Here is a 13,244-nt window from a genome sequence, read left to right as displayed (position 1 = left end):
GCTTAAATCCCCCCGTTTATCAAGTTGTGGACGGATGGGAAGGTGATGTTTCGTTTTGGTCTTCGGAAGTTTCGATCTCGGTGACAAAGCGTGAGATGTCTACTTCTTTGTGGAAACGTTCTTTGAGGTAGTAGATGTGCAGATGCTTTTTGGCTCTTGTCATAGCGACATAAAACATCCGGCGTTCTTCTTCCATATCGGCATTTAGTACCGATTTGCTGTGTGGCGTAACACCTTCATTGGCATCCGGAATAAAGACGCAGGTAAACTCCAGGCCTTTTGCCCCATGCATTGTCATAAGCATCACGGAATCTTCCTGTTCTTTTCCACGTTGCATTTCAAGACTCTTTTGCGTCTGCTCTTTTAATTCTTCTTTATAATCCTGCATATAGGTATACCAGTCTTCAAATGATTCCTGCGAGCGTGCTTCCTCTTGCAGCTCGTCAAGGATCTCTAGCATATCATCTGCACGGATTCCTCTGTAATCGGCATATTCTCTGATATATTCGTCATAGCCAATCCCTTTCCGGATAAAGTTGACTGCGGCATAAGGACGCATCTGCGCTAGCATAGACAGATCGTAAGAAAGCTGCTCTAACCGGTCTACCATCCAGTCTTTATCTTCATAAAAAAGCTTTAACTCTTCAAAATCCACATAAGGTTCTGTAAATGCATTGCGATGAACATAACGCTTCGGGCGGTTTATGATCCGTAGCACCTGCCCTCTTTCTCTATTTCCCTGTGCAACACGGACATAGGTTAATACATCCTGCACGATCCAGTGATCGTATAAGTTCGGAAGCCGTTCTTTCATCGTAAATGGGATATTGTATTCCATTAATTTGGAACTTAATGAACGTGCCTGCGTATTTGTCCGAAAAAGGACTGCCATTTCACGGTAAGGAATGCCTGCATTTCGATAAGCAAGGATCTTATCCCGAATCGTTTCATTTTCATCTGACATTTTTGCAAACTCTTTTAACTCAATAGCATCTTTTGCCGGCTCCTTATCGACAGCCTGTATTTCCTTTGGCAGACGATTACTGTTATGTACGATCACTTTTCCGGCAGCCTCTACAATTGCAGCATTGCTCCGATAGTTTACATTCAAAAGACATTGTCCGGCATCCGGATAATCCTTTAAAAACTGCTGCATAATGTCCGGTTTTGACCCACGAAATCCATAGATTGACTGGTCATCATCTCCTACAACAAAGAGATTATTTACAGGAGCAGCAAGCAGACGCATTACATCATATTGCACCCGGTTAATATCCTGAAACTCATCGATCAAGATATACGGAAACTGCTGCTGCCACATTTTGCATATATCCGGTCTTTGTTCTAAAAGTTCATAACAATATACCAGCATATCATCAAAATCAATCAGTCTTTTTTGTCCCAACGCTTTCTGATAACGTGTGAAAATCTCTGCAAATACTTCATTAGAACACAAAGGAGAAAAATAGTTTTTCAATTCTATTCTTTCTCCTTTGACACGACTGATCTCCGATTCGAGATCATTTAAAAATTCATTTTCGTCCTGAATCTCTAGATTGGTATCACGCACCAGCTTTCGTAAAAGATCTCTTCTGAAATCATCCCGCACGATATTTTCGGCAGTATAGTGATATGCATGTTTGAGGATCATAAAAAAGATCGCATGAAAGGTTCCGAAATGCACACCACCTGTTCTTGATTTCGAAAGTCTTTGATAACGCTGCTTCATTTCGATCGCTGCCGCTTTCGTAAAAGTGATTACCAATATTCCTGCCGGCATCACTTTTTTCTCTTCTACGAGATAACGAACCCGCTCTGTGATCACTCTGGTCTTACCGGAACCCGGTCCGGCAAGAACCAGCATCGGACCATTAAAATGTGTTACCGCTTCCTGCTGTGCGGCATTTAACTTTTGCATAGGCTCTACTTTCCTTCTTCGTTCACTTCGGCCTCTAACATCTCAATACCTTTCTTAATACGTGCAATGGATTCTTCTTTTCCGAGAATCTCCATGATTTCATAAGCACCGCCCGGTGTCATCTGCTTACCGGATACCGCTGTACGAAGCGGCCATAATACACGACCGTTTTTGAGTTCCTTTTTTGCAATATAATCTTTACAAAGTGCTTCAATAGCCGGAATCGAATAATCTTCCTGTGCTTCAAACAAAGGCAGCATTTCTTTTAACACTTCCAAAGAGTTCTCACTGTTTGTCTTCATCTTCTTATGGGTATACATTGCTGTATCATATTCAGGAAGTTCTTCAAAGAAATCAATCTTTTCCTTGATCTCGGGGAATAACTCAATTCTTGTCTTAACCAGTTCGGCAATCTTTGTCAGATCATAATCTTTTGTGATCACTTCTTTGATCACCGGTAATGCATATTCTAAATAACGATCCATATCCATTGCTTTGATATATTCGCCATTCATCCATTTTGCTTTTGTGATGTCAAAAACAGCCGGTGATTTACTGATATGATGATAATCAAAAACTTCCTCTAACTCTTTTAAACTAAAGATCTCACGATCATCTGTAGGACTCCATCCTAAGAGTGCAACAAAGTTTACGATCGCTTCCGGCAAAAATCCCTGCTCTAGCAGATCTTCTACAGATGCATGACCACTTCTTTTTGCAAGCTTCTTGTGATTCTCGTCTGTAATGATCGGACAATGTACATATTCCGGGATGTCCCATCCAAATGCTTCATACAAACGATTATATTTTGGTGCAGAAGATAAATATTCATTACCGCGAACAACATGTGTGATCTTCATCATATGATCATCGATTACATTTGCAAAATTATAGGTTGGGTATCCGTCTGCTTTGATCAGGATCATATCATCCAATTCTTCGTTATCTACAGTAATGTCACCATAGATCGCATCATGGAATGTAGTTGTACCTTCTGTCGGATTGTTCTGACGGATAACATATGGCACTCCGTCTGCGAGATTTTTCTCAATCTCTTCTTTCGAAAGATGTAAGCAATGTTTGTCATATTTTGCAATCTCTTTTCCGCTTTCTGTAGTGGAAGATGCACGTAATGACTCTAATCTTTCCTTTGTACAGAAACAATAATATGCTTCTCCTTTTTCAATAAGCTGCTTTGCATATTCTAAATACACACCGCTTTTCATACGTTCACTCTGTACATAAGGACCGTAACCGCCATCTTTATCCGGACCTTCATCATGATTCAAGCCGGTAAGTTTCATCGTGTTATAAATAATATCCAGTGCCTCCGGTACATAACGTTCCTGGTCAGTATCCTCAATTCGCAATATAAATGTACCGTTCTCATGTTTTGCGATCAAATATTCATATAATGCCGTTCTTAAATTTCCTACATGCATTCTACCTGTTGGACTTGGTGCAAATCTGGTTCTAATCTTACTCATCACAATCTCCATTTCTGTAAATTTATTTATGTTGCTGTATCCGGTCCTTGCATATGCCAATGCTTCGCAAGCAGTATCGCATTCCCAACTCCCGGTTTTATCTTGTTCCTACCATTCCGGTATATTAGAAAAATCGCTATATATTGTATACTTTTTTTCCCTATTTTGCAACTCTCTCCCTACCGAAAAGAAGCTTGTACACTCTCTCCCTATCGGAAAGAAGCTTGTACAGTTTCTATTGTTTCATCATTTTTAGACTGTTTGCACCCTCCTTGAAATTTGATTTCATCAAAAAAGATGATTTACACAAAAAATGCCGGAAATGATTTCGAACAATTCTCTTTCCGACATTTTATTACTTCAATTTTTAGCTGTACTCCCTATAAAGAATCTTTATCCTTTACAGATCTGCAAGATATGTAAAGATCTCCGACAAATTACCATACATCCGGTAATTTGCTTTTTCATCTCCGGGATGTTCCTCGTTATTGATCAAAACCAGCTTATCCCCTTCATAATAACGAAGTGTTGATGCCCATGTATGCGAGGAAAGTGCCATACCGGCAACCAGCAAAACATCAGCATTTTCAACTGCATTACAAGCTTTTGTTAATCTTCCGTTATCAATCATTTCTCCAAAAAATGAAAAACCGGGACGAAGGACTATGTTGCATTTATCGCACTTTGGTGTTCCTTGTGCCTTCTTAATGTAGTCTGAACCAAATATCTTTCCGCAAACCGGACAGCGATTTTCTTCTGCCGAACCATACAATTCTACCACATTTTTACAGCCTGCTTTCTGATACAAGCCATAAATCATGCGAGTTACGATATGGCTGATACAGCCTGCTTTCTCAAGTTTAGCTGCTGCTTTATATACCGCTGTCGGCTCTACATTCGTTTTATTCAGGATTACATTTTTATAATAGTCATAAAATGTATCAACCTGACGTGAAAAAAACGGGGAGGTTATAATTTCTTCGCCGCTATATCCGTATTGATCCTCTATCTCATAGACCATGTGCTCGGCACGAATACCATTCAATCCGGTTTCACGCATCACTTCACTGCCGCTAACCAGTACAACATTATCACTGCTTAAGATCAATTCCTTAATTTTATCTGCTATTTTATCCATTGCTACTCCCCCCCAAAAAAATATATGCTTTTTATTCTTCGATCAGATACCCCATGTCAGCATCTGCTGCCTCAGATGCAAAACGACTGAATTCTGTTTACTCACCAATATACGTTATAATACACTTTACAGCATTGTCGATTCCACACATATCACTACGAATCACCAGATCATAATTATTCAGGTCAGCCCACTTCTCACCTACATGATAATTATAATAATTTCGTCTTCTCTTATCATTTTTCATAATGATGTCAGCCGCTTTTTTCTCATCGACCTGATAATTTACGATTGCACGCTGTAAACGATAACTCATGGATGCGCGAACAAAAAGATTCACTACATTTTCACGTTCTTTTAACACATAATCTGCACATCTGCCTACAATAACACAAGGACCTTCGTCCGCCACTTTACGAATCACATCCGACTGTGCAAGAAAAATCCTGTCATCTAAAGAAAGACCCGAAAAACCAAAATCCTGATTGCCATATACATTGATTCCCATAGCAAGAGAATACAGTAAACTGTTCGTTGCCTTATCTTCCGCTTTTTCAAATGTCTCTTCTGCAAATCCGCTCTCTTTTGCTGCACGGGTAATCAATTCATTATCATAAAACGGAATATCATAATATTTTGCAAGTTTCTGACCAATCTCACGTCCCCCGCTGCCATACTGTCTTCCTATTGTTATTACTTTGTTCATAATTCACCACACCTTTCCGACACATCATACCTGTCCTGACACATGCCATATACTGCTGCATTGTCAAAACATTTTGTATTTCTGCCTCATCATGAAATACTACTGTGTAAACATTACAACTTTCTGCCGTTCCTGTTCCTGCTGTCTTCGCTGTGCAAAAATCCGGTATGTCTGAAGAATCTTTTGCTTGTCTCTGTCAGAAACCACCTTCTCAACATCTGTATCTTCTTTACGTGACATAGCTGCTGTCAGGTTATAGGACGTTTGTGTGTTATATCCGATCGTATAATCCAATGCATCGCTCTGTGCTCCGATATTACTTCTATCCTCAGAAATTTTCTTTAATGCATCATCAATTGTCTTAATTGAAAATCTTCCGGTAGTATCAAAGTCTTTGATTCCCAGTGCTTCTAATGTTGCATTGCCGGTATTAATATCCATACCGCTTCCATCTGCACCGGCTGCAATGTGCATAGCATCATTGTTTCCATCTAAAAGCTTCTTTGTATTAAATTCTGTGTTGTTCGCAATATCTGCAATTCCCTGCTTATACTGATCAATCTGTTGCTGTATTGCTTTCTTCTCATCATCCGACAACAATGCTGAATTGGATGCCCTAACAGAAAGATCACGAATTCCCAAAAGATAATCATTGATTGATCCCATTGCCGCATCTGCTGTATTCAATACAGATTTTCCATCCTGTGCATTTCTTGCACCTGCTCCATATCCTGAGATCTGGCCTTTTTGCTGCTGGATGATCGCTATCTGAGATGCTTTCTTCTGATTCTCTTCCATTGAAAGACGATGATATGCATTTGTCTGTATTCTGTTTACCTGCATAACCGACACCTCCCCATAGAATAAATATTTTAAATCATATCCACTAATTTCTTCTAACTATATCATAACACAATTTCATATTTTTTACATCTGTTTTTCGTAAACTTTGCTCTCAAAAAGTATATTATATGCACATTTTTTAAAAATCGTCCCGGTTCTGTCCACATTATTTGATACTCTGTATACATCCTGTCAAAACGCTGTGGTGTTATGATAAATTTAATGCCGGTTTTATGATAAATTTAATGCTTTTGATACATTTTTTTAATATTTATACTGTATTTTTAAAAAAATTGATACACTTCTATTGCTATTATATACTATAATATGTAAGATTGAAATTATGTGGTTTGAATCGTTTTCATAAATAAAAGTATTCCGAAACCTTTGATCCGGTTTTTTAACTTTTTATCTATGATTTCTAAATAATAAAGAAAGGTATAAGAAAAATGAGTGAAGAAAAGAAAACACAAGAAACAACCAATTCTTCTATTGTATTTTCAAAAAAAAGAGCAATTCTATTACTTAGTGTTACAGCAATAGCTGCCATTCTGATCATTGCAATTGTATTGATCTATCACAAGGTATATTATGCAGACCGCTGGTACAAAAACACAACGATCAATGGTGTTGATGTATCAGGGCAAACTTTAGAAAGCTCTAAGAAGAATCTGGAAAAAAAGTATGCGGATTATACACTTACTATTTCCGGACGCGACAAAGGACAAATGCAAATTGATGGAAATGACATCGGATATCATTTCAAGATCGGAAGCAGTTTTGATAAAATTTTTGATAAGCAGCACGAAGCCATACAGCTTTTTGCCAAAAAAAATGCTTATACAACCGATTACAATATTTCTTACGATGATGCTGCATTAAAGAAAATTGTTAAAAAAGCAGAAATTGTAAAAGGCAGTGCAACATACAAGGTTCAAAAACCGGTTTCTGCAACAGTTGTCTATAATAAAGACAAATCGCGATATGAATGTAAAGAAGAAGTTCTTGGAAACACCATCATTAAAGCTAATCTGATCAAGGCAATTGATGAAGCGTGCAAAAAAGCAAATACAAAGATCAACATTGCTGACAGCAAGAAATATCCGGATGTCTATAAAGCTCCAAAATATACATCCAAAGATGATATACTCAATCAGGAATTAACTCTTTGCAATAACGCCGCTCTTCGTTATATCACATGGAATATGGGCGAAGGTGCGATAGAACAGATCACACCGGAAGACATTTCTAAATGGATCACTTGCAAAGATGGCAAGATCAAATATAACAATACGAAGATTGCTGACTGGGTAGAAGCCTTCTGTTTGAAATATAAGACAGTCGGAAAGACAAGAACCTTTATCGACCATAATGGCAAAAAAGCCAAATTAGGCGGTGGCGATTACGGCTGGCAGCTTGATTATGAAAAAACTTTAGCACAGACAAAAAAGGCATTGAAAAAGAAGATTTCACAAGATGCAACAGACGCATACATAGCCGATCAGAGTGAGAACAACAAGAGTGCGATTACTTTGAAAAAGAAAGTCATCTATGCAAATACCGGTTTCAAAAAAGACTATGTAAACTTTAACGAAGACTGGGATCCTGATAATTATATTGAAATCTCGATTGCCGATCAGAAAGTTTATTTTCTTAAAAAAGGTAAAGTAAAAGCTACTTTCCGTTGTATTACCGGCCGCCCTGTACCGGGCAGAGCAACTCCGACAGGTGTGTTCTTTATCAAAGAGCACAAAAGAGCTTATACTTTAACCGGTGCAGATTATGCAACTCCTGTTAAGAACTGGGTTCGAATCACCTGGACCGGCACCGGATTCCATCCTGCAACATGGCAGCCATGGTCAAGCTGGAACCCATCTCTTTATAAAACAAGAGGTTCTCATGGCTGTATCAACCTTTCACCGGGAGATGCAGCACAGATTTATGAATTAGCAAAATACAGAATGGCAGTCTTTATGCACTAATAACTACGAAATAATAAAAAGAAGTTATATTCCAAAATGATTTAGCATGCACCATGCAGACGTGTGTTAATAACAATCTGCAGGATGTAAATACATGTAGCATATTTGAGAATATAACTTCTTTTTTAAATTATTATTTTGTTTTGAATTACTTTTTTGTTTTGAATTACTTTTTTATTTTGAATTGCTTTTTTTGTTTTGAATTGCTTTTTTGTTTTGAATTGCTTTTTTGATAAAATTCTTTTTTTGATTGTATAACGTTTATACAGAACCTAAGGTAATACCGATAATATGTTGCACTGACTGTTCTTTGCATTGCGCTTATATAGAATGGTTAAATTATGATAAAGACAATTTGCTGTATTCATTATTCTGTATATTTTTCTGACCACTATTACCATGACAGATCCTTTTTTCTCTGTTCTGAAACCTTCTTCACAAGACAGATTAAAATGGTAACACATAAATCCATTCCTTCTGCTGTCACATGCTCGTAAGGTCCATGAAAAGCATAGCCACCTGTCCCAAGATTAGGGCATGGCAGCCCCATGAAGCTCAATCTTGCTCCATCCGTTCCTCCTCTTTCCGGAAATTCCAAAAACTGTACTCCGGCATCCTGTATCGCCTCTCTTGCCCATTCTACGATTTCCATACAAGGTTCGATCTTTTCACGCATATTCCGATATTGTTCCTGCAAAGTCAGAATCACGGTACCTGCACCATACTTTTCATTGAGTTTTTGTTCTATTTGACGCAATACTTCTTTTCTCTGTTCCTGTTTTTCTCTTGAATGATCCCTGACAATATAGTGCAATGTTGCCTTTTCAACATCCCCTTCCATTGAACACAAATGATAAAAGCCTTCATATCCCTGTGTGTTTCTTGGCGTTTCCATTTTTGGAAGCATCGCATTGATCTCCATGGCAACAAGCTGTGCATTGACCATAATATCCTTTGCACTGCCGGGATGTACATTTAAACCATTGACCTCAAAAACGGCAGAGTCCGCATTAAAATTTTCATACACTATCTCACCCTCTTCACCGCCATCTAATGTATAGGCAAAATCACAATCGAATTTCTTCACATCAAAATAATCAGCACCGGCGCCTACTTCTTCGTCAGGAGTAAATGCAATACCTATCTTCCCATGAGGAATCTGTTCTTTTTGTATACGTTCTACTGCTGTAAGAATTTCCGCAATGCCTGATTTGTCATCAGAGCCAAGAAGCGTTGTTCCATCGGTTGTGATCAGGGTGCGCCCTTTTAACTTTTTCAAATGAGAAAATTCTTTTGTACAAAGCACTCTTCCACTATGTCCGAGTTTCACATCCGTACCATCATATTCTTTGATCACACATGGTTTCACCCCATGCCCATTGAAGTCCGGTGCGGTATCCATATGAGCGATCCATCCCATTTTAGGACAATGTTCCATGCCCTTTGTTGCCGGAAGACTTCCGTATACGTAGCACCTACTGTCTACGCAGGCATCTTCTATACCAAGATCTTTCATTTCTTCCACAAGCCTATTTGCAAGATCAAATTGCTTCTTTGTCGTTGGCACAGTCTCACTATACTCATCACTTTGCGTATCGATCACCACATATTGAAGCAAACGTTCATATGCTCTCATAACCATCCTCACCTTTCCCTTTCATAAAAGCACAACACCGGCATATTACAACTCCAGCTGATATCTACCACTGCACAAATCTTTTTCCATTTCATAAAAACAGACATTTGCAAAAGCTGTCTTACATTTTCCTTATTGTACCACAATATTGCAAACAGAATGCATGTACAGCGTCATATCAGAATATTTGAATTCATGTTTTCTATTTTGTTTTATCTTTGGAGTAGACACGCTGGCTTATAAGGATATCTGATTTTTTAGACTTTTTTGCTGATTGGGCGCGGGTCATAACTATAGGGGCGACTCAGCCTGAGTAGCATTGTTGTTTGTGACACGCTCCCGCTTCGCAAAGCCACGTAGCACACACATAGCGTTGCAAAAATCGTATCACTCTTTTTGCAACGCAAGTGGCGACGGTCTTTGAGATTCCCAAACAGCAATGTACATCAGACAGGTCTTGCCCCTATATCAGATGAGAGCACCCATAATCAAACGCAAAAAAGTAAAAAATCTTAGATATCCTTATAAGGCAAAAAAGTACCTCCAAAGATAAAACAAATAGAAACATGATACAAACTTTATAACATGACGCTGTACAGGCATCTGTTTGAACACTGAATAGAATCAGAAAATGTACAAAGAGTTTGCAAATGTCTGTTTATTTTATGATGTGAATTGTATGAGAATGAAATTATGAACGATAATCGCCATTGATCTTTACATAATCGTATGTCAGATCACATCCCCATGCTTTGGCGCTTACTTGTCCATCCTGTAAATCGACATGGATATGGATCTCATCTTGTGCAAGAACTTTGCTTGCAAATTCTTCTGAAAATTCCACACCTGCACCATTGCGGCAAACGGCAATTGTTCCGGCACTTGATACAAGATCAACATTTACTTTCATAATATCAAATTCCGCATCCGCATAACCGATAGCACAAAGAACACGTCCCCAGTTTGCATCTTCACCAAACATGGCACATTTTAATAAACTTGATCCAATGACATTCTTTGCAACAGTAATCGCTGTCTGTAGATCTTTTGCTCCGCTACAGGTACATTCCAAAAGTTTGGATGCACCCTCTCCGTCTGCTGCAAGCATTTTTGTCATATTTGACATCACAATATAAAGTGCTTTTTTAAAGATCTCATACTCTGCATTTTCTGTTTCGATCATTTCATTTCCAGCCATACCATTTGCCATCACGCTGACCATATCATTTGTCGATGTGTCACCATCAACAGACAGACAATTGTATGTTACTTTAACGATCTCACTCAAAGCTTTCTGTACCAATGCACCGGAAATCGCAACATCTGTTGTTACAAAGTTTAATGTAGTAGCCATATTCGGATGAATCATTCCACTACCTTTCGCCATACCGCCAAGATGGCAGGTCTTTCCCTGAATTTCAAAGGATACAGCAACTTCTTTTTTTACAGTATCCGTTGTCATAATCGCCTTAGCGGCTTCTTCATGTCCCTCTGCCGAAAGCCCTTTTACAATCTCCGGAATTCCTTTTGCAAATGGTTCAACAGACATCGGCTGACCGATCACGCCGGTAGATGCAACAATCACTTCTTCCGTCTTAATACCAAGTTCTTTTGCTGTCAACTCACAGACTTTTGTTGCCACTTCCACACCATTGGCATTGCATGTATTCGCATTCTTTGAATTAACGACCACAGCTTTCGCTTTCTGTCCGCTTTTGATTAAATTTTCCTTTGTCACAAGAATCGGTGCACCCTTAACTTTATTTTGCGTATAAACTGCCGCTGCGGTGCATTCCTTTTCACTATAGATCATACCAAGATCATTTTTCTTTTTATCAGGGTTGATACCACAGTTCAATCCATTTGCCAGAAATCCTTTTGCTGCACAAACACCGCCTTCTATATAAGTATATCCGTCAAATTGTTCTTTCGTCATAACTGTTCCTGCCTTTCTTTTTATCGATTGCTTATCTTTCAAAAGTTCGTCCGAAATGATTTTTGAAAGTATTTTAACAGTCTATTTTTCTATCAAAAAACATGTTAAATCTATTATATAACACAAGTCACGGCATCCGCAAAAAACAAACGCCTTTTGACCCCAACATTATTATATTCCATTCGTTTGGATTGTCAAGGCAACTTTTATTTTTATTCATCACAAAATAATATTTATTCATTTTATTTTTTTGAGTGCACTCTTGCATCAAAATAAAATACATTGCATATCTCTGTTTTCATATAAAATAAAATTTTTAAATATCATTAGAACGAAACGTTTTCTTAGCACTGTTTCTATTTATATTTATTCATATCTTAATAAAGTTCAAAGCAAATATGATATTTAATCTATGAAGCATTCTATAGCAAAACAATATTTACTTATGATTATAATTTTATAAATTCATTTTAATATATAGAAACAATCTGTTTGTCCGACGTCCATTTGCATTGGTCTCAAAAAAAGAAAAGATATAAATTTTTGCATAAAACGCTCTGTTATATGTTGCATATAATCACCATACATCCTATCCAATTGACAATATAGAGTAAATATCCATTTTTCCCTGCAAGTAAGTATATACCCAGATGGAACTTTATACAGCACCTTGATACACTATGCTTTTTTTATTACACAAAAAGCAGGAGGTCATTTCCATAAGAATATGACCTCCCAAAAACTTATAAAAACATTATATTTTTTTATAAATGCGTTCTTAATAAATACACAAAACAACAATCATGTGATAGTATTTTTCACTATCACATGCTTCCGATATCATTTTCAAATTCTTCAATCGAATCAGTCATACATGCCTTTTGAATCCAACTTTTTAGAGTTGTCATATCATTTTGATCGTGAATCTTCTTTTTCAACAATCCTGTTATCTCTCCTTTTTCTTCTAAAATCTCCAGTAATATTTCTTTTTTGCCTGCTATCTTTCCTGCTGCTTCTCCTTCGATCCTTCCTGCATTCCAGCCATCATCATAGCCTCCGCGCCTCTCGCTTGCCCGGATCTTTTTGATCTCTTCTTCTTCATTATATTCCAGTATAGACATTGCTATCACCTCTGCTCTTTGCTTTTTTAGAAAGTCTGCTAATATATTTTCACGAATACATTCTGTGACTGCTTTTTCTACCGCCTGCTCGATCGGCATGACTGCACGATATTTTCTGACACGTTCTACATAAATGCTATACTCTTTCAATGTCCGGCAGCTTTCCATGATCTGTCTGTTCATGCCGGCATTGATGTTTAATACCAGTACCTTTAATTCCAGATCCACTTCCTCTTCTTTCTTTTGAAACGCATCCGATAACTTTAATATCCGGCGTTCCTCACACGCATCCACACCATTATAGAATACGATAAACTTCGGTGTCGGTATTTTGACTATTCTCGAAGAGTATAACGTGTCGTCAACGACCAGTTTTTCCATCTGTTTTGCAATATAAAAAAGATCACGAAGCGGCATATTCGGGTTCAGTGTACTCTGGTGTTCATACAGATTCATATAAAGCCCCAGAATAAATGC

The 13,244-nt window shown here is 37.9% G+C and carries 9 protein-coding genes; 1 reads left to right on the top strand and 8 read right to left on the bottom strand.

All coding sequences use genetic code 11. The features are described 5' to 3' along the window. Nucleotides 1-19: 19 nt before the first annotated feature. The 5 genes from H8700_RS02420 to H8700_RS02400 form a co-directional block, all read right to left on the bottom strand. The gene (locus H8700_RS02420; RefSeq protein WP_249302805.1) at nucleotides 20-1,918 is read right to left on the bottom strand and encodes an ATP-dependent helicase; all 1,899 of its coding nucleotides are present in this window, start codon (nucleotides 1,916-1,918) and stop codon (nucleotides 20-22) included. 5 nt (nucleotides 1,919-1,923) lie between these two features. Continuing rightward, nucleotides 1,924-3,405, bottom strand: a complete 1,482-nt coding sequence (gene gltX, locus H8700_RS02415) for a glutamate--tRNA ligase (RefSeq protein ID WP_249302804.1) — start codon at nucleotides 3,403-3,405, stop codon at nucleotides 1,924-1,926. A 400-nt stretch (nucleotides 3,406-3,805) separates the two neighbouring features. Then, nucleotides 3,806-4,543 (bottom strand): SIR2 family NAD-dependent protein deacylase, encoded by a 738-nt coding sequence (locus H8700_RS02410; protein ID WP_249302802.1) that lies wholly within the window; start codon nucleotides 4,541-4,543, stop codon nucleotides 3,806-3,808. 97 nt (nucleotides 4,544-4,640) lie between these two features. Then, complete coding sequence (locus tag H8700_RS02405) at nucleotides 4,641-5,249, bottom strand: cytidylate kinase-like family protein (protein ID WP_249302800.1); 609 nt, start codon at nucleotides 5,247-5,249, stop codon at nucleotides 4,641-4,643. Between the two features lie 99 nt (nucleotides 5,250-5,348). Further along, complete coding sequence (locus H8700_RS02400; RefSeq protein WP_249302797.1) at nucleotides 5,349-6,092, bottom strand: flagellin; 744 nt, start codon at nucleotides 6,090-6,092, stop codon at nucleotides 5,349-5,351. A 449-nt stretch (nucleotides 6,093-6,541) separates the two neighbouring features. Between H8700_RS02400 and H8700_RS02395 the strand changes: the two genes are divergently transcribed. Beyond that, nucleotides 6,542-8,074 carry a L,D-transpeptidase gene (locus H8700_RS02395; protein WP_249302794.1) on the top strand — a complete coding sequence of 511 codons (1,533 nt, stop codon included), beginning with the start codon at nucleotides 6,542-6,544 and terminating at the stop codon, nucleotides 8,072-8,074. 394 nt (nucleotides 8,075-8,468) lie between these two features. Here the strand turns inward: H8700_RS02395 and pepT are convergent, their stop codons facing one another. The 3 genes from pepT to H8700_RS02380 all read right to left on the bottom strand — a co-directional run. Further along, on the bottom strand, nucleotides 8,469-9,710 hold the full coding sequence (gene pepT / locus H8700_RS02390; RefSeq protein ID WP_249302792.1) for a peptidase T: 1,242 nt from the start codon (nucleotides 9,708-9,710) through the stop codon (nucleotides 8,469-8,471). Nucleotides 9,711-10,401: 691 nt separating this feature from the next. Continuing rightward, entirely contained in the window at nucleotides 10,402-11,646 is a 1,245-nt protein-coding gene (gene argJ / locus H8700_RS02385) for a bifunctional glutamate N-acetyltransferase/amino-acid acetyltransferase ArgJ (RefSeq protein ID WP_249302790.1), read from the bottom strand. Nucleotides 11,647-12,470: 824 nt separating this feature from the next. Continuing rightward, on the bottom strand, nucleotides 12,471-13,244 hold a 774-nt coding region (locus H8700_RS02380), incomplete at its 5' end, for a hypothetical protein (RefSeq protein ID WP_249302788.1).

The organism is Jutongia hominis (genome assembly GCF_014384965.1).
In the GTDB taxonomy this organism is placed as follows: domain Bacteria; phylum Bacillota; class Clostridia; order Lachnospirales; family Lachnospiraceae; genus Butyribacter; species Butyribacter hominis.
The sequence above is the reverse complement of the archived record's forward strand: the minus strand, read 5'-3'. Positions and strand labels throughout refer to the sequence as shown.